This is a genomic window from Paenibacillus sp. T2-29 (genome assembly GCF_052921365.1).
This window is the reverse complement of sequence record NZ_JBREVE010000010.1, coordinates 163604-189400: the sequence shown is the minus strand read 5'-3', so window position 1 is coordinate 189400 and position 25797 is coordinate 163604. Positions and strand designations below refer to the sequence as shown.

The 25797-nt window shown below is 44.5% G+C and carries 33 protein-coding genes, 1 tRNA gene and 1 pseudogene; 31 read left to right on the top strand and 4 right to left on the bottom strand.

What is annotated here, in order from left to right:
- Nucleotides 1–11 precede the first annotated feature (11 nt).
- The gene (locus tag ACU1JV_RS22990) at nucleotides 12–1043 is read right to left on the bottom strand and encodes a ribonucleotide-diphosphate reductase subunit beta (RefSeq protein ID WP_025676245.1); all 1032 of its coding nucleotides are present in this window, start codon (nucleotides 1041–1043) and stop codon (nucleotides 12–14) included.
- 20 nt (nucleotides 1044–1063) lie between these two features.
- Nucleotides 1064–3397, bottom strand: coding sequence for a ribonucleoside-diphosphate reductase subunit alpha (locus ACU1JV_RS22985; protein WP_413987413.1), 2334 nt, complete (start codon nucleotides 3395–3397; stop codon nucleotides 1064–1066).
- Nucleotides 3398–3920: 523 nt separating this feature from the next.
- On the opposite strand from ACU1JV_RS22985, the gene ACU1JV_RS22980 reads away from it, so the two are divergent.
- Nucleotides 3921–4268, top strand: a complete 348-nt coding sequence (locus ACU1JV_RS22980) for an MTH1187 family thiamine-binding protein (protein WP_013369137.1) — start codon at nucleotides 3921–3923, stop codon at nucleotides 4266–4268.
- A gap of 73 nt (nucleotides 4269–4341) precedes the next feature.
- Nucleotides 4342–4413: transfer RNA gene (locus tag ACU1JV_RS22975), tRNA-Thr, on the top strand.
- A 586-nt stretch (nucleotides 4414–4999) separates the two neighbouring features.
- Here the strand turns inward: ACU1JV_RS22975 and ACU1JV_RS22970 are convergent.
- Nucleotides 5000–5302: a hypothetical protein gene (locus ACU1JV_RS22970; protein WP_029517865.1), complete on the bottom strand. Its 303-nt coding sequence runs from the start codon at nucleotides 5300–5302 to the stop codon at nucleotides 5000–5002.
- 183 nt (nucleotides 5303–5485) lie between these two features.
- Between ACU1JV_RS22970 and ACU1JV_RS22965 the strand changes: the two genes are divergently transcribed.
- Both ACU1JV_RS22965 and ACU1JV_RS22960 read left to right on the top strand, forming a co-directional pair.
- A complete protein-coding gene (locus tag ACU1JV_RS22965) occupies nucleotides 5486–5725 on the top strand; it encodes a hypothetical protein (RefSeq protein WP_058830655.1) in 240 nt (79 codons plus the stop codon).
- A gap of 121 nt (nucleotides 5726–5846) precedes the next feature.
- Complete coding sequence (locus ACU1JV_RS22960; protein ID WP_058830654.1) at nucleotides 5847–6338, top strand: hypothetical protein; 492 nt, start codon at nucleotides 5847–5849, stop codon at nucleotides 6336–6338.
- On the opposite strand, the gene ACU1JV_RS22955 is transcribed toward ACU1JV_RS22960, so the two are convergent.
- A complete protein-coding gene (locus tag ACU1JV_RS22955) occupies nucleotides 6301–6504 on the bottom strand; it encodes a hypothetical protein (protein WP_058830653.1) in 204 nt (67 codons plus the stop codon). The two genes, ACU1JV_RS22960 and ACU1JV_RS22955, sit on opposite strands and share 38 nt — an antisense overlap.
- A 683-nt stretch (nucleotides 6505–7187) precedes the next feature.
- Here ACU1JV_RS22955 and ACU1JV_RS22950 point away from each other — a divergent pair.
- The 27 genes and pseudogenes from ACU1JV_RS22950 (at nucleotide 7188) to ACU1JV_RS22820 (ending at nucleotide 25707) form a co-directional block, all read left to right on the top strand.
- A complete protein-coding gene (locus tag ACU1JV_RS22950; RefSeq protein ID WP_413987414.1) occupies nucleotides 7188–7679 on the top strand; it encodes a peptidoglycan-binding domain-containing protein in 492 nt (163 codons plus the stop codon).
- Nucleotides 7680–7694: 15 nt separating this feature from the next.
- The gene (locus tag ACU1JV_RS22945; protein ID WP_058830651.1) at nucleotides 7695–8312 is read left to right on the top strand and encodes a DUF4367 domain-containing protein; all 618 of its coding nucleotides are present in this window, start codon (nucleotides 7695–7697) and stop codon (nucleotides 8310–8312) included.
- Nucleotides 8313–8417: 105 nt separating this feature from the next.
- A complete protein-coding gene (locus ACU1JV_RS22940) occupies nucleotides 8418–8588 on the top strand; it encodes a hypothetical protein (protein WP_413987415.1) in 171 nt (56 codons plus the stop codon).
- Between the two features lie 496 nt (nucleotides 8589–9084).
- Entirely contained in the window at nucleotides 9085–9597 is a 513-nt protein-coding gene (locus ACU1JV_RS22935) for a hypothetical protein (protein WP_058830650.1), read from the top strand.
- 538 nt (nucleotides 9598–10135) lie between these two features.
- A complete protein-coding gene (locus ACU1JV_RS22930; RefSeq protein ID WP_253806560.1) occupies nucleotides 10136–10363 on the top strand; it encodes a hypothetical protein in 228 nt (75 codons plus the stop codon).
- 145 nt (nucleotides 10364–10508) lie between these two features.
- Nucleotides 10509–11009 carry a hypothetical protein gene (locus tag ACU1JV_RS22925; protein WP_013372023.1) on the top strand — a complete coding sequence of 167 codons (501 nt, stop codon included), beginning with the start codon at nucleotides 10509–10511 and terminating at the stop codon, nucleotides 11007–11009.
- 161 nt (nucleotides 11010–11170) lie between these two features.
- Complete coding sequence (locus ACU1JV_RS22920; protein ID WP_413987416.1) at nucleotides 11171–12013, top strand: hypothetical protein; 843 nt, start codon at nucleotides 11171–11173, stop codon at nucleotides 12011–12013.
- 131 nt (nucleotides 12014–12144) lie between these two features.
- On the top strand, nucleotides 12145–13029 hold the full coding sequence (locus tag ACU1JV_RS22915; protein WP_058830648.1) for a phage terminase small subunit-related protein: 885 nt from the start codon (nucleotides 12145–12147) through the stop codon (nucleotides 13027–13029).
- Nucleotides 13023–14708: a DNA packaging protein gene (locus tag ACU1JV_RS22910; RefSeq protein ID WP_058830647.1), complete on the top strand. Its 1686-nt coding sequence runs from the start codon at nucleotides 13023–13025 to the stop codon at nucleotides 14706–14708. The genes ACU1JV_RS22915 and ACU1JV_RS22910 overlap by 7 nt, the downstream gene beginning before the upstream one ends.
- Before the next feature lie 3 nt (nucleotides 14709–14711).
- Complete coding sequence (locus tag ACU1JV_RS22905; RefSeq protein ID WP_413987417.1) at nucleotides 14712–15062, top strand: hypothetical protein; 351 nt, start codon at nucleotides 14712–14714, stop codon at nucleotides 15060–15062.
- 23 nt (nucleotides 15063–15085) lie between these two features.
- Entirely contained in the window at nucleotides 15086–15517 is a 432-nt protein-coding gene (locus ACU1JV_RS22900) for a hypothetical protein (RefSeq protein WP_413987418.1), read from the top strand.
- Between the two features lie 21 nt (nucleotides 15518–15538).
- On the top strand, nucleotides 15539–16207 hold the full coding sequence (locus tag ACU1JV_RS22895) for a hypothetical protein (RefSeq protein ID WP_253806558.1): 669 nt from the start codon (nucleotides 15539–15541) through the stop codon (nucleotides 16205–16207).
- Entirely contained in the window at nucleotides 16200–17030 is an 831-nt protein-coding gene (locus ACU1JV_RS22890; protein WP_058830646.1) for a phage minor head protein, read from the top strand. The genes ACU1JV_RS22895 and ACU1JV_RS22890 overlap by 8 nt, the downstream gene beginning before the upstream one ends.
- 154 nt (nucleotides 17031–17184) lie before the next feature.
- Nucleotides 17185–18237 (top strand): M4 family metallopeptidase, encoded by a 1053-nt coding sequence (locus ACU1JV_RS22885; protein ID WP_058830645.1) that lies wholly within the window; start codon nucleotides 17185–17187, stop codon nucleotides 18235–18237.
- Between the two features lie 4 nt (nucleotides 18238–18241).
- A complete protein-coding gene (locus tag ACU1JV_RS22880; RefSeq protein ID WP_413987419.1) occupies nucleotides 18242–18802 on the top strand; it encodes a histidine phosphatase family protein in 561 nt (186 codons plus the stop codon).
- Between the two features lie 119 nt (nucleotides 18803–18921).
- Nucleotides 18922–19436: pseudogene (locus ACU1JV_RS22875) on the top strand (XkdF-like putative serine protease domain-containing protein).
- A gap of 4 nt (nucleotides 19437–19440) precedes the next feature.
- On the top strand, nucleotides 19441–20160 hold the full coding sequence (locus ACU1JV_RS22870) for a hypothetical protein (RefSeq protein ID WP_413987420.1): 720 nt from the start codon (nucleotides 19441–19443) through the stop codon (nucleotides 20158–20160).
- Nucleotides 20161–20178: 18 nt separating this feature from the next.
- Nucleotides 20179–21111 (top strand): P2 family phage major capsid protein, encoded by a 933-nt coding sequence (locus ACU1JV_RS22865; protein WP_058830643.1) that lies wholly within the window; start codon nucleotides 20179–20181, stop codon nucleotides 21109–21111.
- Nucleotides 21111–21473, top strand: a complete 363-nt coding sequence (locus tag ACU1JV_RS22860) for a Rho termination factor N-terminal domain-containing protein (protein WP_058830642.1) — start codon at nucleotides 21111–21113, stop codon at nucleotides 21471–21473. The genes ACU1JV_RS22865 and ACU1JV_RS22860 overlap by 1 nt, the downstream gene beginning before the upstream one ends.
- The gene (locus ACU1JV_RS22855) at nucleotides 21442–21825 is read left to right on the top strand and encodes a DUF3199 family protein (RefSeq protein WP_058830641.1); all 384 of its coding nucleotides are present in this window, start codon (nucleotides 21442–21444) and stop codon (nucleotides 21823–21825) included. Before ACU1JV_RS22860 ends, ACU1JV_RS22855 begins: the two co-directional genes overlap by 32 nt.
- A complete protein-coding gene (locus ACU1JV_RS22850; protein ID WP_058830640.1) occupies nucleotides 21822–22148 on the top strand; it encodes a hypothetical protein in 327 nt (108 codons plus the stop codon). Before ACU1JV_RS22855 ends, ACU1JV_RS22850 begins: the two co-directional genes overlap by 4 nt.
- Nucleotides 22135–22629, top strand: a complete 495-nt coding sequence (locus tag ACU1JV_RS22845; protein WP_058830639.1) for an HK97 gp10 family phage protein — start codon at nucleotides 22135–22137, stop codon at nucleotides 22627–22629. Before ACU1JV_RS22850 ends, ACU1JV_RS22845 begins: the two co-directional genes overlap by 14 nt.
- Nucleotides 22629–23120, top strand: a complete 492-nt coding sequence (locus tag ACU1JV_RS22840) for a hypothetical protein (protein ID WP_413987421.1) — start codon at nucleotides 22629–22631, stop codon at nucleotides 23118–23120. Before ACU1JV_RS22845 ends, ACU1JV_RS22840 begins: the two co-directional genes overlap by 1 nt.
- Complete coding sequence (locus tag ACU1JV_RS22835; RefSeq protein WP_058830637.1) at nucleotides 23117–23377, top strand: hypothetical protein; 261 nt, start codon at nucleotides 23117–23119, stop codon at nucleotides 23375–23377. The genes ACU1JV_RS22840 and ACU1JV_RS22835 overlap by 4 nt, the downstream gene beginning before the upstream one ends.
- Nucleotides 23358–24695, top strand: a complete 1338-nt coding sequence (locus ACU1JV_RS22830; RefSeq protein ID WP_413987422.1) for a phage tail sheath subtilisin-like domain-containing protein — start codon at nucleotides 23358–23360, stop codon at nucleotides 24693–24695. The genes ACU1JV_RS22835 and ACU1JV_RS22830 overlap by 20 nt, the downstream gene beginning before the upstream one ends.
- Nucleotides 24696–24698: 3 nt before the next feature.
- A complete protein-coding gene (locus tag ACU1JV_RS22825; RefSeq protein WP_029517829.1) occupies nucleotides 24699–25142 on the top strand; it encodes a phage tail tube protein in 444 nt (147 codons plus the stop codon).
- A gap of 220 nt (nucleotides 25143–25362) precedes the next feature.
- A complete protein-coding gene (locus ACU1JV_RS22820) occupies nucleotides 25363–25707 on the top strand; it encodes a hypothetical protein (protein ID WP_058830635.1) in 345 nt (114 codons plus the stop codon).
- Nucleotides 25708–25797: the final 90 nt, after the last annotated feature.

The window sequence follows — 25797 nt, the reverse complement described above, 5'->3', positions numbered from 1 at the left end:
TAGCGTATGACTTACAAATCGTCAAATCCGTTGTCATCTCCGACTTTGCCATAATTGCGTGATTTTGCTTCAAAAAAGTCCGTTTTTGTTGCATTCAGGGCTTCATCCGAAAATGGCTTGATCCAAGGCATACTATTTACATCTACACCTTCATAGGCTTTGTCCATACCCAGAAGTCTCAGGCGCATGTTTGCCATGTATTTGATATAATCGCTCAGCTCGTTCAAGTCAATGCCACGAACCTCCTTGAGCGTATAATGCGCCCAATTCGTTTCCAGTTCCACAGCGCGGTTGATCATACGATAGACGTAGTCCATGTTCTCTTTTGTGTTCAGCTCAGGGAAATCAGCCAAAAGCTGCTTGAACACTTCGGCAAAGAAGTAGCAATGCTGATTTTCATCGCGCTGAATATACGAGATCATCTGGCTGGTAGCCATCATTTTTTGGTCACGAGCCAAATTGTAAAAGAAAGCAAACGTACTGTAAAAGAAAATACCTTCCAGAATTAAATCCGCTACCATCGCTTGGAAAAAGGTTTGCGGGTTCTGCTCATCGCGGAACTCCTGGTAGATCGCCGAGATGAATGTGTTGCGCTCCAGCAGGACAGGATCGTTTTTCCAGTATTCAAAAATTTCTTTCTGCTCCTGTTCCGATACCAGGGAAGATAGCACGTAAGAGTAGGACTGATTATGCACGACTTCCTGTTGTCCGATAATGGCCGAAATGGCTTCCAGCGATGAATCGGTAAAATATCTTTTTACATCTCCGACAAACATGGTTTGCATGGAATCCAGTACAGCCAGCAGACCGATGTTAATTTTGAAGGTGCGCTGTTCTTCGGCATCCAGCATAGGGAACTGGGACGCATCCTTGGACATCGGAATTTCATCCGGAATCCAGTGGTTCAGCAGCAGTACTTTATATAGTTTGTACATATGCGGCATCCGAATATCATTCCAGTTCAGAATACCGGAGTTTTCGCCTTCAATAATACGGGTAGAGCGGTTAGGCGCTTCTGTGTTAAAAATCTTTTGTAACTGCATGAGAGGCTCTCTCCTTTAGTTTAGGATGCGCAGCTTTCGCATTCTTCAATCGTCAGTGCGCGGCTGCGTACATAATAGGTCGACTTCATACCTGATTTCCAAGCATGGATGTGCAGCTCTAAAAATTCGGTAGCTTTAATATCTGGGCGCACATACAGGTTAAAGCTTTGACCTTGGTCAATATGACGCTGACGTGCAGAAGCCATGTTGATCGAAGCATGTTGATCCAGCAAGAAAGCTGTTTTGTAGTACCAGATGGTTTTTTCATTCAAGTCTGGTGCAGGGTTAGCGATCTTGTAGGTTGTTTTCTCTTCATAGGAAAGCAACTCATACAGTGGATCAATGCTAGCGGTAGAGCCTGCAATGATGGACGTGGAACCATTAGGCGCGATGGCGAACAGCCATGCGTTACGGACACCGTTTTGTTGGACTTCTTCCGCAAGCTCGCTCCACTCGGATGTAGTGACGTATTTGCCTTCACGTGTACCGTCTGTATAGCCACGGGAAGTGAAATAATGCCCGGTCGCCCAGTCGGAACCCTCGAATTTGGCATAACGGCCTTTTTCTTTCGCCAGCTCCATGCTGGATTTTACAGCCAGGTAGTTGATTTTTTCATACAAATGATCGTTATAGGTTACCGCTTCATCGGACTCCCAGCGGATGCCCTCAAGTGCGAGCAGATGATGCAGCCCAAATGTACCCAAGCCGACTGCACGATATTGGCTGTTCGTGTATTGTGCTTGCAGCACCTCAATGTTGTTGATATCAATAACATTATCCAGCATACGTACCTGAATCGGTACGAGACGATCCAGCACACCTGCCGGAACAGCACGAGCTAGATGAATGGAGTTCAGGTTGCACACCACAAAGTCGCCAGGAATTTTGGAAATAACAATGCGTGTTTGTCCGTCCTTGGTGACCAGTTCTTCTTTTTCTACTACCGTTGCAGATTGATTTTGCATAATTTCCGTACACAGGTTGGAGGAATACACCATACCATGGGCACGGTTCGGGTTAGCCCGGTTTACCGTATCGCGGTAGAACATGTACGGCGTACCTGTTTCCAACTGTGATTTCATCAGACGCTTCATGATGTCAATGGCAGGCACCGTAATACGAGAAAGGATCGGATGCTGTGACGCCTCCTCATACTTCTCGCGGAAGGAGCCTGAACCGAAGGCTTCATCATAAAAATCTTCCAGTCCCAGTGGACGACCCTTGTCATCTTTCCAGCCCATGACCTTCTTCACTTCATGCGGACAGAACAGATTCCATTCGCCCCGTGCTTCGACCCGCTCCATGAACAGATCGGGTAGACATACGCCGTGGAACACATCATGTGCACGCATCCGCTCGTCACCGTTGTTCAGCTTTAGGTCCAGGAATGCCAGAATGTCTTTGTGGAATACGTCCAGATAAACGGCAATTGCACCTTTGCGTGTACCCAGTTGGTCTACGCTAACAGCTGTATTGTTCAACTGGCGAATCCAAGGAATAACACCAGAGCTTGTATTTTTATGTCCGCGGATATCGGAGCCGCGTGCCCGTACTTTACCGAGGTATACGCCGATGCCGCCACCCATTTTGCTAAGACGGGCTACATCGGTATTGGAATCGAAAATACCTTCCAGCGAGTCGTCTACGGTGTCGATAAAGCAGCTGGAAAGCTGTCCCGCCACCTTTTTTCCGGCATTAGACATGGTAGGTGTAGCTGCTGTCATGTACATGTTGCTCATCGCCCAGTATGCTTCCTTAACCAGCTCCATACGCTTGTCGGCAGGCTCTTGATGCATCAGGTACATTGCGATAATCATGTAGCGTTCTTGCGGAAGTTCCATCACGCGTCCGTCAAAATCATTGGCCAAATAGCGTTCAGACAGCGTCAACAGTCCGATATAGTCGAATAGCAGGTCATTCTGCGGCAATATGGAATCGCCGAGTTCATCAATCTGCTCCTTGGTGTAGCAGTCAAGCAGCTCTTGACGGTAGATTCCTTTTTGAACTAAATCGGTGATCAGTGGATAAAAAGCGCCGTAAGGCTCGTCTGCATAGGATTTGTAACGGCGGTGAGTAGCTGCTTTTTTATATAAAGAAGTGAGCAAAGCACGTGCAGCAGCAAATTTCCAGTCCGGTTCTTCCTTGCTAACCAGTTCCAGGGCAGCCATTGCAAATGCGTTGCTAATTTCATCCCCCGTGACTTCATCCCGGCGCAGCTTACTGGTTACACCGCGAATGAGTCGATCTTTATCCAGCTTGTCCAGCCCGCTGAGCACACGGTCAGCATATACGGATATACGTATTTCATCAAAAGCCAACTGGCGATTGTTTGGTTTGGTTACGAGTTGTGGCATAGGATTAATTCCTCGCTTTCTTGATTTGGAATTCATACTTAGGGAATAGGCATGAAAATGATCTGAGAAAAGAAAATGATGAAAAAAGCGATGGTCAGACAGCATTTTGGGGCTGTATGTAATCCAATAACATAGAAATAGCGATGCGCCTGCCAATGAAGGGGAAAAAGATGGTTCCCGTAGGATTTATCGGCTACATCACTATATTTAGAGGTGTTATGAATGTTTAACCCAACATATTGTGTATATAAACTTAAAATTTCAAATAAGTGCAAGGAGTATTATAGCAACATTCGAAGCCATACGTAAAGGAAAAGGAATGGAAAATCAAAATATGCAGAGAAGTCGCGAGCCGTATTTGAATTGAGACGGAGTGGACGGTACAATAAATAATATAGATGCTTCCTACAGAAACAAGCGGTATACATATGGAACTTTTCTTGCAAAACAAGGTTGCTTTATGGACTGGGTTTTAGAATTTTAAAAAAGAAGATTTTTTTTAAATTAAAGGAGGAACTTGGTGATGGCTATTGCAGAAGTGACTGTGATCCCGATTGGAACGGGGAGTACGAGCCTGAGCGACTATGTTGCTCAAATGCAAAAAGTGTTGAAGACGCAAAAAGGAATTACCTATGAGCTTACCTCCATGAGTACGATTATTGAGGGGTCGTTGGATGATGTGTTCACCGCTATTGCTGCGCTGCACGAAGCGCCATTCCTGGCAGGAGCCAAACGTGTGTCCACCTCGGTCAAAATTGATGATCGCCGTGATAAGCCTTCATCCAGTCGCCAAAAGCTCAGATCCGTCGCAGATAAACTATCCGGAGCCACGGCAGGGAATGTTACAGAATTAAATCCAAATCCTAGTTGATAAAGTTGATGTAAGTGATTGATTTTTATGTAACTAAGAGTATAATAGTTTTTGTTGTCAGTCACACTGACCTGCTGGTGTAGCTCAGGGGTAGAGCAACGCACTCGTAATGCGTAGGTCGGGGGTTCAATTCCCTTCACCAGCATCTTATAAAACTCAAGCACAGCGCGGCTTCCAAGCTTTTTGGAGGTCGCGCTTTTTTTGTGATTTTGGACAATCTTCTACCATTTTTCTACCCTTTAGTCTAGTAGATTGTATAGCTTATTTTTGGCTTGCTCATATTCTTGCTTTCTAAAGTGATTTTCCAAAAAATTAGCGGTATTAGCAAACAGTGCGATGGAGCGAACGCTGCTATCATTTTTAGTATCATCAAGACCATGTCCTATTTCAGAAATGGTATATGCTTGTCGAACCGAAGCTGTTTTTTCTGTAAATCTACCTCTGATCGGGGTAGTGCAAGTATCTCACTTTGACGCATGCCAGTAGAAGCAGCGAGCTCGAAGGCCATAAAGTATTGATCTTCAGATGCAGCATCGAGGAACATTTTGGGGATTGGCTCGTAGTGTCGGCCTATCTTCTGGACAGCTCACTGGAAAGTTGAACAAATACAAAGAGCGCGTTAAAGAGCAAACGGTTCAATCAACTGCTGTTTAAATAAATCCTTTGCAGGGTGGCCCCTACCCTCACGGGCTACGGCGGCCACCTGCATTTTATAAACGGAACATATGATCTTAATCCTCTTTCATTTTCATTTCAACTAAATGTCTGCAATGAGGGCACTGGGAAGTCAATGAAAAAGTTTTCTTCTCATTGATGTTAAGCAGAGATACCAGTTGAACAACTATTCCCGGCAGTGAAAGCATTCCTAATATTAATGCAATTGAGTTAACAGCTGGAGTACTAACTAGCGCTTTTTTGTCAGTAAGCACATCAAATATTAGATAGCCTATAAAAACAACAAGTCCTGTTACATTCACGATAAAAAGTAATTTTAAAACGGTCTTCGTCCAGCGTTTTATTTTTTTGTACGTCATAATATCACCTCATTTGTTATAAGGCAGACTTAATAGAAAGATTCATATTTCCCAAAAAGAATTTTGAAAGGGTGAGTGACATGGAACAACTACTAAGAAGTCTACGACTACGGTAAACATCTTGGAAGAGTGATGACTAAAGTTTGAAATTCAGAGGACTTTGCTACTAAAAAGGTGTGAACCTTGGCAAACATTAACGCATCGATAGAGCAGCTCATGGATATGCGTTTGGAGCTGGATGATACGATACGATTGCTCGGTTTTGACCCGGAAGCATCGGACCGTCAGCAAGCAGGGACGAACGAGCGTGTGTTGCTTCATTTACAGGATATATACGATGTGTTGGATGCTCCGAGACCAAATGGGGATTACGCGAAGCAATTGGTGCAAGAAACGATGAAAATTGCAAAGGAAGAGATGTAATGCTGTTCTTCTTCCACAAGAATACAAACAACCCCGCATTCCTTGGCCAGGCTCGCGGGGGGCACTAATAGTAAATCATTCCTCTTGACATTATATCATATGACAAAGGGGAATGAAGGGAATGGCAATGGTGTGGGAGCAAGGGGAGCTCTTCGCAAAAGCAACTAAACAGGAGATCCAGCGGACAAAGTTCCTGCTCGAAAAATATACAGATATGGTTGCACTTATGAAAGACTTTGAGCAGTTTGAGCAGGAGCTTCAGCAAGTAGGTATTGATGGCGAAGCAGCTCACCGCATCGACCAGACTGATTTGCATGCAGACAAGACAGTCAACGCCACGATTCTGATCGAAAAGCAGCGTTGGGTCTACAGCAGGTATGATTTTTATACGAGGCAGCTTCGCCGGGCGCACAGTTTGATTAAGGATGATGACGCCCGTAAGGCGGTGGAGTACCGTTACATTCAGAGCTATACCTATAAAGAGACATTACTTTTCTTCCGTCGTAGTCTCAGCGATAGTACTATCCGACGTAAAATGAGTGAAGGAGCTGAGAGCATGGCGAATACGTTGAAGCTTATGGGCTTCTTCGAGCAAGAAGAGACGGAATTTTAAGACCCGGATTATTCCCCCTCTTTATCCAGACAATCAAAGAAAATTTGAGCAATAAAAAAGCCACATCCAGGATAGTTCCCGATGTGGCTAAGTCAATAAACAATTCTGCAATTTGTTCTTTGTAAAACATTACTTTAATAAATAACCAAAACATAAATCTCTTCATATAACCATCTCCTATAAATTATTGAGGGCTTTTCCCTCCTACCCTTAAGGGAGCTGGTAGGATGATTTACAAGCTCTCAATATAGAAAGTGATTTGAGAAGAAGAGATTTGCGGTTCTGGTTAAAGGGGAATAAGCACAGATTTTTTGACTCTAAAGTGAGCACTACGCGAACTTAACCTGCTCCTAAATTGAACACCACATGACGATTTCCCCATGATATATTGATAACGTGGAAATGAAGGGAACACGTGAAGGGCTGGCGAATGCGCTGGTCCTTTTTTGTTGCCCACATTATTATTCATGGCACGCGCAGGCGGCAAGGAACCAGTTAACCAGCGGAAACATGAAACAGCCTGGTCAGAACCCTTGCGTGGTTCAATTCCGCAGCGTGTCTCATAATAGGCTGGTAAGATTGTCCATATTTTTGTTGAAAAATTACAATAAAAAACTTATAATGTAATAGAAGACAAAAAAATGGGAAAAACAGCTATTTAATTTATAATAGCTGTTTTTGAACATGCTTTATTAGTCACAAGTACATAAACCGTAGTCTTACATAATCAGCTTGATTAATGAAGTTACTCTTGTCTCGGAAAGAAGGGATTTATTTCTATCTATTCAGAACAAAAAGCTAAATGAGACGGACTAAAAATCGTAGAATTCTAAAATGGAGGGAATTGCATTGAAAAGAAACATGAAATCTGTAATGTCTCTAGCTGTTGCATCTGTGGCGTTAGTAGGTAGTCTCGGGCTTGCAAGCATAGCAAGTGCCAGTTATGCTTACGATGGTTTTAATGGTTTCCCTACATTGCGCCAAGGTGACAGTGGGGGATATGTGAGAGCGCTGCAAGCAAATTTATGGGCCTATGGACAAAAGGGAGACGTGGGAAGCATTGATGGGAGCTTTGGAAGCGGTGTGAAAACAGGGCTCCAAAATTTCCAAAGAAATAAAGGGCTACCGGCAGACGGAATAGCTGGTTCTGGGACTTGGAATAAAATGACCTATAATGTTTCTATTGAAGTTCCAGGAAGATCTTTCACCTTATCTTCTTCTGATAGTTCGACTTATTACGTGTTTTATGGGAGAAACGATAATAATAGAGGTCTGAGATACTCTGTTTTGTACAAATCCAATAATAAGGCCATTACTGAAGGTACAGTATTTTACGATTAATAGGAGGGGTTTAAATTGAAGAAACAATTAGTTGCTGTAGCATTAGGTGGTGCACTAGTAATAGGTGGTGGTGCATATGCATATAATTCATATGCTGCCGAATCAGAAACGCCTGCACAGATTCCGGTTGAAACGAAAGCAGAAGCGATTGATGCTTCAACAGTGCAAGCGCCGACTGAAACACCAGAAGAGGCAGGAGTTGATATCAAAGGTCTCATAAATATATCTGATGTACCAGCAGAAGATATCCATATTCCTAATCTAGCGCAGGGAGCCTCGCTTAGAATTGCAACGCTTGAAAAGCACAGCTTGAAGCCATTAAACACAACAGCTTTGAAAGGCGAGGATGGTTTGGTAATCAGGCAGTCATATCGTGGCGGTGACGGCACTGAAATTATGGTTACTCAAGCAGAATCCCAAATGGATGAACAGGCTACTATTGATTATGTGAAAAAAACATATAATATGGAAAAAGTTGAGTTGGCTAAAATCAACAATCATACTGTAGCTTATGTTGACGGGCAAGAAAGAAGAGTTGTTCATTTGATTACGAAAGACCACTTCTATACTGTTTCTTCTTTCAATTCCACTCTTGACGAATTGATGGAAATTGCAAAAAAAATTCAAGAGTAACAAGATAAGCTACAAAAAAAGCACAGGCATATTTGCTTGTGCTTTTTGTTACATCTTTCAAGTCATTCTCGCAGCCTATCATTATCAGTTAAGGAGGGATCGTCCTTGTTTCATGCTGTGGAGACAGGAAAAATAAAGCGTCCTGTAAGGACAGTGTTTAATATGCAACAATCCGAATCCAGAATTTCACACTACGCTTGGCGCTTCATTTTATTATGTGTGCTGGGAATTCATGATGAGGATAAACTGGGCGATAGGATCGTTTGGGACGAGTAGTATTGAGAAAGTGAGCAAAAGCCAGCTTATAATGGTTTAATTACCTATTTCTCGATATTATCCGGTTTTTATTCTTTGACGTCCATTTCTAGCGATCAGTAAAATGGTCTTGTTCTTCCTCCCTAGTAACTAAGTACAAATGCTTTTATGCAACAGCGTAGCGTTTTGCATCCCGCTTGGGGGAATAGACCCAATCGTTGTTTTTTTTCGGGTTTTAAATAAGCGCCTCAGTTCATTTGCTACTGTAAATACATAGGCAGATACAAGTCACTCATTTGGGTGGCTTTTTTTATTGCCTTGAAAGGATTTTAGTCTTGAAGAAGAAGCAGAAGAAAGGAATTTTGCTATACATGAAAGGCCCACCAAAACAGCCGAAAAAATGCAATGGTTGTGTATGGGGTAGATGGGATGGTGTTAAACAGTTTTGTTTGCGTCCTTGTGTTAAAGAGGAAAAACCTTCCTGAATGTCGAATTGTGGTTTCAGGAGGGGGAGCATATGTTTGATATAATAGCGAATATAAAAGAGCTAAAGGGACTTAGTATTTCAAAGGTCTTAGTCTTCAGTTCATTTATTTTAATTGTTTTGTCATTTATCAGGAAAAACATACCTGATGTAAATGGTGACTTTTTAAAAACGTTATCTTTTTTTTCTAAGAAATTTGGATATGAAAATTGGAGTTCAATTCTTCTAATTTTTCAGATAGTTTTAGCAGCTATCGTGGTGGTGTTGTTTTTCTTATACCTGTTTTGTTTGATAGTTTATTCAGTTTACTGGAAGCGACAAAGAAATGCTCCTTTTCTGAATGCTTTAAGAGAAGATTGGATGTTAAATAAACTTCCTGCTTATTTAGTTTTATCAAGTGTGAGTTACTTAAATTTAATCGGATATTATTTTGTTTTAGAAATTAAGCCGATTGACTATTTTATCCCTATGATAATTTCGATATCCTTTTCATTTCTCTTGTTTTTAGCCTTTTTAGGAAAATATCTAATTCAAAATTCTGATTAGTAGGCACTTTCGAGTGCTTTTTCTTTTGCTCTCATATGACAGAATGTGAGCTATTTTGAGCGTTCTTTCTGTTACATTAACGAATACCGGAAGGAGTGAAGATGAAAGCAGAGAATGGGCATACACGCAGTCTGACAGCCTGTTAGCCGTCTACCTGAATATAGGAAACCAACTCAACTCAAAAATATAGTACAGGGAAACTTTTTGTGCTATTCTAATGAAAAACATGTGTGCCACCGGTATAGGTTCGATTCCTGTGCTCTCTGGATTTCTAACTCATCTCACATCCAATTGGTTCTTAGGAAGCTTGGTTTCAGGGCTTATAGGAGCTGCTTTGTGTGACTGGTTCACTTCTTTGAAACAGAAAGGATTGATGTCGATGAGTACAATCATTATCTCGCTGTCCCTGGTGGCTTGCGGAGAGTTGGTGTAATGGTAGCACGGGTTTTCATAGCTAAGACCTAGGGACAGCCTCATAAAATTTTTAAGTCATCTCATAAGAGATGGCTTTTTTTATTGTGAATAGGGGGTACGAATCGTGGAAATCAGAGTCCTACCAATCGAACAATACAACACAGCGTTACAACGCGAGATTGAAATCATAGAAGGTATCCTCGAACCCAAGGCACAGTACCGGAAGATTGTTAAGGCTGGTATAGCTCAGTGGGTCAAAGACCTGCAAGCTGGAAATATAAAAATGCAGACGGTCCAGGACTTGGATCGTCTGATTGAATTAGATATTAAGTTACAGAAGGATGAATTGTAAAAGCTGATAATAATCTTGCTATCTGATTCATAAATATGGATTTATTAAACAATAATATGATCTTAATGTAAGAAAGATTGAAAACATGGAATCTTTTAGTAGACTGAGGTGGTAGTTAAATATACAAATATAGGAGGAATAAGCTTTGAAGAAGAAACATTTAATTGCATCAGCTTTAGCTTTAGGTATTATTGGCGGGGCTGTTGCCGTACCCAATGCAATTTTTGCGGATTCCGATGCTGTAAGTACTTCCGCAAATACATCGACTTACGGGAACCATGATGAAGTGAAAACACCTGGTAATCATGATGTGGGTCTTTTTAAAACAAAAGACCTTTTTAATGTGGTCCTTGACGGCAAGTCGCCATTAACAGAGTTCTCCATATCTCCTGGATATGGTCATGTTAAGCTGCGTGTAAAAAACAACACCAAGGCGACGCTTACTTTTACCTTAAGGCATGTCAATAGTGGGGATTATTTACTTACTAAGTATGTAGGTGCTGGTGAACCATTTACTTGGTATAGCACGGATAGCTTTTCAAACGGAATGCGCGCAGGAGACTATGAAATACAATGGCGTGCTGGCGGAGCTTATGTAGACGCCACAGCTTGGGGTATATCAGCCACTAGCTCAGATGAACTTTAATTAAACCAAGTTATAAAGTTTTGTATAAAAAAAGCTAACTGGTATCTCGCTTGATTGGAGAACTTTTTTACTTATACTGGAACGAGGTGAGAAAAGCTTCAGGCCATTCGGTTTGAAGCTTTTCTTGCTTCGTTTATAACTCAAAGGAGAAATGATATTTATTGAAAAAGAAAACATTTTTTTCATCAGCCTTATCTTTTTGTTTGTTAGGGGCTGTTGTTGTGCCGAGTGTGATCTGTGCAAGTTCAGATGCGTCTGATTCTGCAAATACATCCAGTATTGCGATCAAAAATGCTGGTAAAACAACTACTGGTGACCATGTAATCACTCCGCAAAGAGCAAGAGATGTTTTTAATGACACGTTCGAAAATGAGAAGAACCCAGTATCACGCTTTGTTTTAGATCCTGGATACGGGCATCTTAAAATTATGGTAAAAAATACAGGTGATTCAACAATGACTTTTAGCCTGGTGCATACAGACAGTAATAAACAATATATTGTTAAGACTGTTGGCGCTCATAAAAGTTTGACCTGGGATAGTGTAAATTCTTTTTCACAAGGGCTGCGCTCTGGAAATTATGAAATACAGTGGAGAGCTGGCGGCGATATTGTGCATGTCACAGCATGGGGTGTGTCAGGAACTGATTCTGCCAAAGTAACGCCTCAAAGGGGTATAGGTGTTATTGATGTCAGATTAACCGGAGGTGCTACCGCAGCAACTGGCTTTGTTATCCCTAAGGGGCATGGACATGTCAAACTCAGTATAAAGAACTATTCGGACCATCCTGTCAAAGTTAGTTTGACACATGAAGGTTCAAACAAAGAATACATCAGTGCTTTACCAATCGCTCCTCATGACACAGTTATTTGGAGAAGCACAGATGAAGGCTACTCATCTGGTATGCGTTCTGGACATTACATACTTCAATGGCGTGGTGCCGATTATAAAGTAGATGGACATGTTTGGGGAGTCGTTGGTACACAACCTGGGGATATCCAATAGCTTCTGAATTAATTTTTTATACTGTAAACGAAAGCAAGGGGAGCTTCAGACCTTCATATGGTCTGGAGCTTTTCTTCTTTGTTTTTTCAAAGTCACATCATTTACATTCGTGGGGGTGGTGATTGTGTAACATGGCGAGAGAACGGAGTCCTGAGCGGAATGAGGCAAAACAGATGTGGCTAGAGAGCGGCGGAGCGATGAAGCTAAAAGACATCGCCGCCGCTCTTTCTATTCCTGAGGGAAGGGTACGCAAATGGAAGTCTATGGACCGCTGGCAGGATCAATTGAAAGGGAACGTTTTTGATTCCTCCAATGGGAACGTTCCAAATGGAACGAAAGGGAACGCTCCTAATCCAAGGGGAGCGCCAAAGGGGAACAAAAATGCTGTTGGCAATCGCGGCGGTGCTCCCCCAGGTAACCAAAACGCCAAGGGGAATAGTGGTGGACCGGGTGGTCCCTATCGCAACAAGAAGGCCCTCAAGACAGGGATGTATGAAACTATCTTTCTGGATGCCTTGGAGGAAGACGAGCAAGAGCTGTTTGATCAGATTGATACTTCTCCTTTGGCACAGCTCAACGAACAGCTTATTATGCTGTCTATCCAAGAGCGACGGCACATGCGCCGAGTCAAGCAGCTTGAAGTTGGCCTGACCGACGAGGAAAAGAAGATCAAACAGGAGCTACACCAGCGCAAGGACAAGGTTCCTTACACTAGCCCTAAAACAGGGAAGCAGATCAATCTGTCCGTTGAAACCGAAGGGATGAAGGTCACGGAAATTACGACCGTCACTACTTCCAAGCTGGATAAGATTTTGAAACAGGAAGAAGCACTGGTCAAAACCCGTGATAAAAAGCTTCGGGTCATTAACCTTATTGCCAGCTTGCAGCAGGAGGAAGAAAAGCTGGAGATTGCTCGCGAACGGCTGGAGCTGGAGAAACGTAAGTTGTTAGGCTATGGCGGCGCGGAAGGGGATGAAGACGACGAAGACGATGAGGAAGATGACGACGAATGGTAATTACTCTTGCTAAGGAGCATCGAAAAAGAGCTAAGCGGCGGCTAAGGGATCGGCCTGAAAAACTGGATGAACTGAAAGAGATTTTATCCGACTTCGAGCGATTTTGTTGGCGCTTTTTGAAGATCAAGACGAAGAGCGGCCGCATTATGCCGCTGACGCTCAATGATGCTCAACGGACATTTGTCCGTGAAGTATTTAGGCAGATCGAAGCTGGCAAGCCTGTCCGGATTATCATCCTTAAAGCCCGGCAGATGGGTTTTTCCACTGTCACGGAAGCACTTATCTATTATTTCACTTCACTCCAAGAAGCCAAGAACGCATTTATCGTTGCGCAGTCTTCTGATGCCTCCAGCAACTTGTACGATATGTTCCAGTTCTATTATGAAAAGGTGCCGGCAATCATCAAACCAATGAGTCGAAAGAACAATGCAAAGAAACTCACCTTCGAAAATCCAACGATTCGAACGGCTGACCGCCGTAAGAATCCGGGGCTCAAATCGAAGATCACTGTACAGACTGCGGAAAGCCGGGTGCTTGCCCGTTCGGACACGATCCATTACCTACATGCTTCAGAGGTGGCATTCTGGCCAGCCAAGAAGAAAAAGAAGCATCTATTGTCCTTGCTGGCAGCTCTGTCAAAAGAGCCAGGTAGTTTGGGTGTGATCGAATCTACCGCCAATGGCATGGAAGAGTTCAAAAAAATGTGGGATGCAGCCGTTAAGGGCGAGAATGATTTTACTCCGCTCTTTTTTGCGTGGTTTGAAATGCCTGATTACCGAAAGCCGGTACCTCCAGGTTGTGAACTGACGGAAGAAGAACGAGAGCTGAGAGCCAAATATGGTCTGGACGATGAACAATTGCAGTGGCGGCGGTATACCATTCGGAACGACTGCGGTGGCGATCCGCGGCAGTTTGACCAGGAGTATCCTTCTGAGCCCGACGATGCCTTTCTGTTATCTGGTGAAGGTATCTTCGATAACAAATTCATCAAGCAGTTGCGGGATGGAATCAGTATCATTGGCAATCACTACGAGATTGAATTTGTTAAAAACAAGATCATCCCAACGAATGCTGGTGAACTGGTTATTTATCGACAGCCAGAACGAGGTAAACGGTACGTGCTGGCTGCCGATACAGCCAAGGGTAAGGAAGACGGGGACTATGATGCTGCTTACGTCATTGAGGAGCGCACAGGGGAAATGTGCGCGGCTCTGCATGGCAAATGGGACACCGATTTGTATGGTAAAAAGCTGAACACGCTTGGTTTGTATTACAACACGGCACTGTTGGCCGTGGAGAACAACAACACTGGGGAATCCGTGCTGAATACGCTGTTCAATACTTGTCATTACCCGCTGTTGTTTATGCATAAGAAGAGTTTGGGCTGGAACACCAACCAGGCAACGCGCCCAGTGATGATCAGCGATTTCAAGGAAGCGATCCGGGACCAGCTCTATGATATCTACTGCCCCGAACTGTACAGTGAGTGCATGACGTTAATAGACAAGAATGGAAGAGCTGAGGCAGATAGCGGGTGCCATGATGACAGAATCTTGGCGTATTCCATTGCGTTGCAGGTCCGTCAGGTGGCTGATAAATGGTTTGAATGGTTTAAGAAGAAACAGCAGCAGCGGGCAGAGTCCCGTGATGATTACAACGAGGAAGTGGGGTGGATTTAAACAATGAGTGAAGGAAATGCACAATGGTTTCAGATCAGCAAAGCAGACGACGAACGGCATATACCGTCCAGTGCTCAATTGCCGGATTTATTTGACGATCTGTACGATCTTCACGGTCTGTTACCCTTTGCACTCGGTAATGACCCTGCTTCCTGTAAGCTGCTGGTCAAAAACTCAAATATCATACCTCAGTGCATTGAGGCGTACAAGCGTAACATAGCCGGTTATGGCATTGCCTTAGAGTATTTGCCAGGAGAGAGCGACGAAACTGCACTGGATGAATGGAACAAAGCCGAAAAGTTCCTTGAAACTGCAATCTGGAGGATACCCCGGACGAAATCATCAGCCAGTTGATTGACGATTTGGAAAGTACGGGGATGGCTCATGTCGAGGTAGCTTGGCCTGTAGGTTCGGAGTTCCCGACCCTTTTCCGAATGAAACCGAAATATGTCCGCTGTACGAAGGAAAGTAACAAGGCGACTATCAAACGCAAGCGGCGTATCAGCTCCACAAAGCAAGTAGAAGAGTTTTCACAGGAGCTTTACACCCGACGCTATGCTATGAAGCGCAATACATCTGTCGTGTGGTTCCGACTGTTTGGGACGGAGGCAGAGGGAGGTAGGGAAGAAAATCAGATCATCCCTCTTCGCATCGGTCATGACGGCCCCTATGGGGAGCCGCGCTGGTTCGGCAATGCGCCTGGTGTAGTCGGCAGCCGAGAAGCTGAGGAATTGAATGTGAATTACTTTAGCAACGGACGGATGCTGTCCATGCTCTTGACTGTTACCAACGGCAAGCTGACCAAGTAATCTCTGGAACTGCTTAAAAATGTGAAAGGCTCCGACTCACAGGGCGGTATTCTCTATCTGGAGGCAAAAGGGGAAGAAACAGGCGGCCCGATGGATGAAAAGGTTGAAAAAGTGCAGATCAAGTTGGACAAGCTTAATGACCTGTTACAACAAGACGCGCTCTTTCTGGAGTATGGCAAGGAAAAGAAGACTGATATCTTGTCTGCCTTCCGGTTGCCGCCGATCTTGGTCGGTCAAAGCTCGGATTACAATAGGGCGACCGCCGACGCTGCGTTACGGTTCGCTGAGGAACAGGTTTTTGAGCCATACCGCAAGTGGATTATGGCAGAGATATTTAATAAACGCCTGTTCCCGGCTATGGATATTTTCCGAGTGCGTGCCGTGTTGAGAGGGCCGAAGATCATTGCCCCTGCGGATCGCAAAGCTATGCTGGACTTTATCGCTGACCGGGGCATTATGCTGGTGCGGGATCTGATTCCGATTGCCGAGGATGTACTTGGCACAACGATTGATGAGACCAAGTTCAGCGAGGAATATCTGGATACGCCGATTGCGCAGCTTGCAGCCAGTCAGCCCACATTGCTTGAACCAGAGCCAGACACGGACACAGACGACATGCAAAATCGTATAGCTACAATTGCCAAACGCTTGTTAAAACAGGCTGACAAGGAGGCAGCTTTGCATGTGTGAGTCCTGTTTGGCGCTGATCGCCAAAGCCGACGATGACGAATTTCTTGATAGCCTTGAGCTGAGCTATGTTGAGCGTAAGGTACTTGAGGAATTGTACAAGCAGGGCGAGGAAAAGATCATTGAGATTTTGGAGCTACAGGGGCAAGCCCTTCATGATGCCATTTCAGAACTAAGCGAGGATGCCCTGGGCGATATCGGGGAACTGGGTAAGGTGCTTATCGCTTTGCATACCACGGATGTATTCGCGGAGCTATTCGAGCAGGCGGTGCAGGAAGCATTTGAGCCATTGTTTCACTTGGTCGGTGAAACGGAACTGATGGCACTGGGCAAGGAAAAGGTATGGAGCACAGGGAACAAGGCCGCTGGCCGTTTTTCCAAAAAGCTCAAGAAGCTGGTACCGGACATGAACAAAGCTTCTACGGATGTGTTGCTACGTAGCTTCAGCAAAGCCATTGAGGAAGGAGCTACACCTTCAGAGCGGGCTTTGCTTGTACAGGAAGTCAGCGCGCAGGCTGCCAGCGGGGAAGATGGCCCATTTAGTATGCAGCGTGCGCAGCGGGTATCACGTACCATGAGCACCGCAGCGGCCAATGGCGGCAAGCTGGAGGGCTGGAAGAAATCCGAAATTGCTAAGGGCAAGAAATGGCGATCCGCTGCTGGCACTCGGACTCGAAAGTCGCACCGCAAGGCTAATGGTCAGATCGTTGATCTGGACAAGCCTTTTAAGGTCGGATCAAGCAAGCTGATGTATCCGGGCGATCCGTCAGGTGAGGCAAAAGAAATTGTAAACTGCCGCTGCACGATGCAATTGGTACTAGGTTAAGATTCGTGGGTCTGAGTAAATATATAATTATTACAATTAAAATCATAATCATTAATTTAAAATATATGTTTATTTGGTATTTATTTTCTGTTTTAAATAAACTCCTTTTTCACAAATTAGTTTTGTTAGTATTCTGAAAAAAGGGGCATTTAATATGAGTGGAGATCACAAACATGAAGAAGGATTTATTCCGAATTACCTGCTTAAAGAATTAGCGGAGAAAGGAAATGAAAATGCAGAGAAAACCCTTGCGGTGACGAAAGAAATTGAAGAAAAGAGAACTGAAGTAAAAAAAAATTTAACAGAAAGAAATATAATGGAAATTAGTGGGAGACCACCAAAGCGATTTGTATATGATAGTGAGAATACAGGAGAGTTTCAACGTAAGTTGGTTCGTCAAGAAGGGGGATCTTCTTCTACGGATGATGTGGTAAACATTTCCTATGATTACTGTGGAAAAACTTTAGAGTATTTCAAACAGAAATTAAATAGGAATTCTATTGACGGAGTTGGTATGGATGTTATTAGTAATGTCCATTTCAGAAGAAATTATAATAACGCGATTTGGGTCGGTGATCAATTAGCTCTGGGAGATGGTGATGGTAGAGCTTTCATTAATTTAGGAAGAAGTATTGATGTCGTTGCACACGAAATAGCTCACGGAGTAACCCAGTTTGTTAATGAACTTGAATATGAGAGACAATCAGGAGCATTGAACGAGCATTTCTCTGATGTAATTGGTTCTGCTGTTCAGCAGTTTGTAAAAGGCCAGACTGCAGATACAGCAGATTGGCTTATTGGCGATGAAATAGTTGGTCCAGAGTGGCCTGGGAAGGCCCTACGATCAATGAGGGCACCAGGAACAGCATACAATGGAGATAGACAAGTAGCACACTTCAATGATTTTGATCCCGATCTACCATTAGATGATGATAACGGAGGTGTACACTATTATAGTGGTATCCCTAATAAGGCTTTTTACCTCACAGCAATTAAGATTGGGACTGACAAGGCAGCCTTTTTATGGTATACAGCGTGGCATAACCGAACAATCATTCATCCACATGCAACTTTTAAAGAGGCCTTACAAGCTATTTTAGAATCTGCTGAGACATTAGTAAATCGTGGTGAATTGCCTCGAGAAACTGTATCTGTTGTAAAAAATGCTTTCGAAGAAGTTGGTGTTTCTACGCTCGTACCGGTATAAGAAAATGATTTTTTATTTTGTACGGCACGGTAAAGCAAAGGGGAATGAAGCTAAAGATCCTTTAACAGAAGAAGGTATTCAACAAGCCAAACAACTTGCCTCCTTTTTAAACACAAAAATTGTTGATCAAGAAATTCAGCTAATAACTAGCCCTTTTTGCAGGGCGTTTCAAACTGCAGAGGAAATAGGTAAAACAATGAATTTAGATATAAAAAAAGAAGTGCTATTAGTTGAGCGAAATCTCGGTAATACTAGTGATTTATCAGATGAGGAACGTTTGAGAAGAATCAAGGAGCAGTTTGAGCATCCGGAAATGTCATTCCCTGGGGGAGAGTCAAATCTTGATGTAACTTTGCGGGTCAAAAAATTCCTCGATCAACCATATTTAAATAATGGGTCTGTAAAAATCATTGTTTCGCACAGATTGACACTTTCTTTACTGCTACAAGAATTTGGTCATAAATCTGCTTACGAGACATTCCTAACAATGACAAACCCAGATGTGTACTACATTGAAACAATGCCGGATGGAAGTAGTCAAATTGAGCATATTTGGGGAGTGTAAATTTGATCACTTCTTTTACTTGAACAAAAAGAGATCGTTCCATTTTGGGACGGTCTTTTGTTTATTCAATATAAATTTTGAGAGGGGGTGAACAAACAACATGGTGCGAAAGCTGCAAAATGCAAACATTACCCACATTACATGTGGACAAAGGAGCAAATCAAAAGCGGTTCTTTTTCACAAAAAGTACGAAGAAACCGGACTTTGAAAAGCAGGTTCGTTTAATTACCAAAGCTGACGACCCAAAACAACTGGTTTACGGTGTGGTATATGAGCCAGACGTCGAAGACACACATGGAGACATGATGACCGCCGATGAAATAGAAAAGGCTGTGCATGGTTTCATGTCCAATCTGGCTATTGCTAAAGGTGCGGTTATGGACACACAACATGACTTTGATCCAGGCGTTGGGGATGTGGTCGAATGTTATGTTGCTCCTTAGATTTTGAAATGGGAGAAGAGACGATCAAGAAAGGTTCCTGGGTGCTTGTCACGAAAGCGAGTGATGAGATTTGGGATAAGATTCAGAGCGAGGAGGTGACTGGCTACTCTATGGCTGGCACTGCTGAAACCATTGAAAAACAACAGAAGTCTGCTGCCAAGTCTAATGATGAGGTAACAGGCTTTTTTTAATGTCATGAAATCATTTTTTGCTGGAGAGAAGATTGCCAAAGGTGCTGTTGCTGATAAGTACAACAGAGGCCGACCGAGTCGCGAATTTTGGGCTGCACAGGATGCGCTCAACACGATCCTTTTTAATTGGGACAGTTGGAACAGTGGAATGGAAACCGATCCGGACACGATCCGGGAAGCCTTACAGGATTTCGTTGACATTGCTCAAACCGTTTTGATTCAAGAGGACATTGTGAAGGCGATGAGAAAACCGCCTGAGCAGATTGCCAGGGCTGGCAAAAAGATTTCTGACGGCAATATGAAACACATTGATGATGCCATTGCTGCACTGACCGAATTAAAAACAAAAACCGCCCCTGAAAAAGATGAGGGGAACGAGGAGGAAGACGATTTGAACACTGAAGATATTGCTAAGGCTGTACAGGCTGCCGTGGCTCCAATCGCCAAGCAGGTAGAAGCACTGTCGACGCAGGTTACTGAATTAAAGAAACAAGAAGGGGAAGAGCCAGGGCAGCCAGCGGGAACAGAACCACCTGCTGAACCGCAAGCAAACGCGCTGACTGACGCGATTACTAAGGCACTAGCACCGCTAACTGAGCAGGTCCAAGCATTGGCTACTGACGTACAAGTTGTAAAGAACAGCCGTGGTGGTTCCGTTCAAGGTGGTACTGGAGAAGATGATATTCAGAAGTCGGCGGGCGTGAGCTTCGGCGGCCTTCTGTAATCGAAAGGGGAGATAAATATGAGAACAAACGGACAAATTATCAAATCCACCATTACGAGCACGCTGGATCAAACAGCCCTGAACTATGAGCAGGTGGACAAGTTTACCGAAATGGCTTATGAATCTACGGAGTTTTTAAAGGGGATTCGCACGGTTAACAAGATCAGCTCTAAAGGTACAATTGACAAAATCGGTGTGACTGGCCGTAACCTTCGCAGTAAAGTGGAAAATAAGGAGGCCACCAATACGGCTGCACCTACTTTTCCACAGGTCCCTTATGCTGTGGCTCCAGTAGTTCTTCCTTTTGAAATCACGGAGGAGTTCATCCGTCAGACTCAACGGGTACGCGGGCAGAATGCCGAGGAAATCATCATGGCGGCCATGACCAAAAACTATGGTGATAACATGCAGGACATTGGGTTCAACGGGGATACTGCTACGCCGAATACGGACCCTGATTATGCTTTCCTCAGCATCAATGACGGATGGCTCAAGTTGGCGAAGACCAAGGGCAACTTCATTGACTGGACGACGCTTCCTGATGTAAAGAAAAAAGGCGTCTTCTTCGAGATCGAGCGTGCAATTCCTACTCGCTTGCGCACAGGTGGTGTGTTCAAATATTTCATGCACCCAAACACATTTAGTGAGCGTATTCAGGCGCTGGCTGAGAAAGACACCAGCGCATCTATTCAGTTGCAAATTACTGGTGGTGTGAAGAAAATCAATAGTTACGATGTGGTTGAAGTCGCACATATGCCAGAGGGTGCTGTGTTGTTCACTTATCACGATAACTTTGCGTTGGTTAACACCTATGACATGCAGATTCGTAAAACTACTGAGGGCAGAGAAGCCATCTATGCAGACAAGCGATTCTACGCTATCCATTCGGATTTTGACTCTATCTTTGAAGAGCCGGGGGCAGTTGCATATGTCGAAGGGGTGACGTTCTGATGGCATATATCACGTACCGGGGAGAAAACACCTCTTTGATGCTTTATGGCATCCGCTTCCTGGCCAAGGTTCCAGTGCTGGTTGATAGTGAATCTGTCATTAAAAATTTTCGTGAACGCTCGGATTTTGATATCAAGGAAGAAAAGGTTATTCCGTTGGAAGACCTTACGTTAATCCAGCTTAAAGATAAGGCTAAGGCTGCCGGGATTAAGGGATTTAGCAACATGAATACACAGGATCTGATCACTGCGCTACGCGGTGGAGGCAAACCTACCGACAATACGCCACCTGCAGGTGATCCGGCGAAATCTGAAGGGGCTGACGGTAAAAATGCTGACGCCAACAATACTCCAACAGCGTAGTCGAGTAACCCCTGTCCAAGAGGCACCGGTTGAACTGCTACAGCAATGCATTGATGACGCGCAAGTACGTATTGAACTGTATCTGCCAATTCCCTTCCCGACCGAACTTGATAAGCAGATTATGCTGGCTTGGACCAAGCTGGCGGAGGGATTGGCATTGCAGGACAGTGAGGAATATCTTGCATCCGTGGCGCGTAATTATGCGTCCGAGAGCGATGGAGCTTGGACGTACACCCGTCAGGCTGTAGAGGGGAAAACAACCGGCAATCCAGATGTGGATGCAATACTGTTCTTGTGGGTCAAGAAGCAAACGGGACCGGATGATGGTAACATCACCGCATACGTACTATGAACCACCGTTTTAAAACGCCATTGGCCGTGTATCGTGTTGGTCAAAAGCGGGATGATGATGACCTGTTCGACGATCGGAAATCCGATAAGATAACTGACGTAAAATGCTTTGTCGTGACAACTACGACGGAAGCCAAAGCGGATGCTAAACCAGTAATGTACATCGTCAAAAAGACTGTAGGAGTCCCGAAGGCAGCCGACATTAAGCTCAGTGACGAAGTGGTTTTGCTAGGCCGTAGATACCTGGTGATTGACTCCATTCGGCGTCGTTACTGGCGCGAGCTGCTTGTAACATGTGAGGTGAAGGGAAATGACCGTGCATGATTTCGATGGACTGGCCCGGCGTTTCCGTCGGATAGCTGATGAAGGGATGGAACGTATTTTACGTAACATCGCGGAGGCAGCCGGGGAAACACTGCTCAATCTAATCATTGATGAAATTGACCGACAAGATCTGATCGACACCGGGGCCATGTGGCAGTCCTTTTCCCGTGGCGATGATAACAACGTATGGGAATGGGACGTAGACCGCAACGCGATCACGCTGGAGCTTGGTTCCAACCTGCCTTATGCACAATTGGTCAATGATGGTTACACCATTGAGAAGAAACATTTTGTGCCGGGTTACTGGAATGGTGGCGGCTCATTTGTCTATGATCCGTCTGCCAAAACTGGGTTCATGGCAAAGCCGCGCAGCTTCATAGGTCGCCACTATTTTGATATTGCTGTGGAGCACCTTGAAGGTGGCATGAACCAACTCATCATGCGCCGCCTGGAAATCGAACTCGAAAGGATGCTGCGCTGATGATGGATGTTGGTTTAAAAGCCTGGGCCGAAATCGTGCGACGGGTGTTTCCTGAGCTTTCTATCTTGCGAGATCGGTCTAAATGGCTGGCTGGTGATTTTAAACTGCCTGCCGTGTTTATCGAGACGGATCTTGTTTCGGACAAGGTTCACACGCCGCGAGCTGACCGAATAATAGAGGACGTTGGGCTGGTATTCCACTATGACAAGGAACGAGCGGACGAACAGGACGAGGAGCCTATACCGCTTGACCTTGACCCGTTTTTCACCTACCTTCGACAGCAGCGGTTTAACGTACCGTCCAAACGTTTTGGAGTTGTGCTGGTCATTGAGCCGCCACGAACCCGGAAAAAGGCCGATCAAGTAGAGGTTACCTTTAGGTACTCGTATTTGCTCAGTGTACCGAAGCCACTGGTCAATGACGACGGCAGCCCAATTCAGAAGATTAACAATTTCTATATCAGTCACAACGGGGAGGAATTTGACGCATGACTGAGGATTTAAACAAACGGAATAAGCAGGAATGGATTGAGAGCGCAGCGGTCTTGAAGGCAGAGCCTTACGAGATTGCGGGCGCTCTTTTTGATTGCGCTGCTTGCGCATTGCTTTCACGGGCAGAAGTGGAGCAAAGACTGGATGCGTATTTGCATCCGGTCAAGGAAGCCCCTGCTTCTGTGCCTGTTAAACCAGAAGTACCACAAGTGAAAAAACCAAAGGAGGAAACGCCAAATGACAATTCAGCGGGTTAGGCCCAGCGCGTACATTGAATTGCTAGTAAAGGCACGGTCTCGGGTTGTTCCAACAACTGGCCGCGTACTCATTCCCTATCAGGCCGAATGGGGCGCACCGAACCAAGCCGTAGATATGGCTAATGATTCAGAGCGCCTAAAGGAGTCCGGCAAGCTTGTTGATGTATTGGAGCTTGCTGCCGAAAGCGGGGCGACTGTTATCGGCTACCGGGTTACAAACGGGGAAGAAAAGGCTGCATCTGTCGCTGTTGCTGACAGCTACACTATTGAGGCACGTTATCCAGGAACACGAGGCAATGATTTGGAATACATGGTGCGTCCGGCTCTTATCGATGGCACCAAGAAGGAGATCGTAGTTCGCGACACCAAGGGCGTGTATGACACAGAAACGTATCTAGTTGCAGACAAGGCGGCTGCTGTGGAAGCTCTTAAAAAGTCCACTATGGTCCGTTTTAAGGATACTGGCGCAACTGCTCTTGCAGACGTGGCTTATACCAAACTGGATGGCGGTACAACTGGCACGGCCATATTGGCAGCGACCGACTGGAATCGTATCTTTAACCGGGTGTACGGCCTGACGTTCGATACTATTTACCTCTCCGCTGTTGATCCGGCTGTACAAGCTTCCGCCAAACAATGGCTGCTAGATCGTCGCGATAAGGGTCATAAGCTGGCGACGTTGGTTGTCGCGGACGGCGACATTGAGGCGCACAACGCACGCAGTCGCGCCATGAATGCCCGTTATGTAATTAACTGCTCTCTTGCTGGCGATCACACCAACGGTAAGACCTACACATCCGTCGAATGGGCTGCATGGGTGGCTGGGCTGGTTGCGGGTACACCTGCCAATAAGTCATTTACGGGTGTTGAAGTGCCTATGACATTGGCAAAAGTGGACTGGAGTCACACTGAGGCACTAAAAGGACTGGCAGAAGGAACGCTGATGGCTACACGAGATGGGTACAAATACATTATCGAATCTGCTATTAACACTCTGACCACGATCGGACCAAATGAGCGTGAGGACTTTGGGAAGATTCGCGTTTCCGCTACGATTGACCAAGTAATGAACGATATCTACGAAGCGGGCAAGCGTTGGAAAGCCAAGCTGGATAACGACAAAGAAGGCCGCGGCATGTTTATTGCTGCTGTGTTGGAATATCTTAAAATTCGTGCTCAGCAGAAGGCCATTGCAGACAAATTCAGTTTCTCAGAAAATCCAGATAAGACAAGCGAGAACGATTATGCCTATTTCAAGCTCGGCGCCAAACCGCTTGATGCTATCGAAATTTTCTATACTGACTGGGAGGTGGAATAATAGATGGAACGCGAACTTATTGGACGAAATCTCTCGTTACAGGATGACAACGGTGAGGACGTACAGACGGTGAAAGAAGTGGAAGTGCTACTGAAACCAGAAAACTTGGACATTGTTCGAGCACGGCGCATGGCTAAAACGAAGCAACTCACAGGATACGAAATTTCAGTTAAAATTGTCATGTCAAAACTTGAATCGCGATTGCGGTACCGACTGCTGGACGACTTTAAAGCAGGTCGTACAATGTTTCTTCCTCGTATTACAGGTTCCTTGGAAGACCGTATCACGGGCAACACGGAACGTGTCCTTATCACAGGGATTCACATTCATGAGGAAATAGATATTCTTGTCGCGAAAATTGATGATAACAATGGTATAGACATTACCTTGTCGGGTACAGCAACGGATTTCGATTTCGTTGACAAGTTTCCGGATTACATGGCTTAAGTGGAACAAAGGGTTCTTTTCCGCAATGTTGATAGGCTCTAGCAAAGATGGTCTAAAAAAATATGAATATTCATATTAGTTTTACAAGTTTTGATTTCATCCATGAAGTAGCCCATAAAACATTCGAAAATTTAGCGATAATTTTACCAAAAGCTATTTATATTTGGATATATATTCTATATAATAGGTGTGTATTCCAAATATGAAAGGATGATGTAAGGTGAAAAAGAAACTATTGATTGGACTTTTAACTGTTGCAGCATGCTTCTCTTTAGGATCGACATCATTTGCTTCTCCGGCTGCCGCCGCCGCTCCAGATTCTCAAGCCGCAATTACGCAAGGGGTTACTACGAACGCAGTTATCAGTCGATTAACTCTTAAAGTAGGCGAATCGAGGTATCTGACTGGTTCAAGTTTTTGGATTAGTGGGGATCAGGGGGACAATAACCCAATCTATCTCAATGTTGATGGTCTAGTAGTCGGTCTGAAGCCTGGAGTCGCTTTGGTTGTGGCTGATCTACCAGATGGATCGGGGCAAATTGAGTATTACATTACTGTAAAATAATAAATTCCTAGATCATTTAAGCCTGTAGACTGACTCCAATAGGAGTAGTTTGCAGGCTTTTTACATGCAGTGATTATTCAAAATACCTGT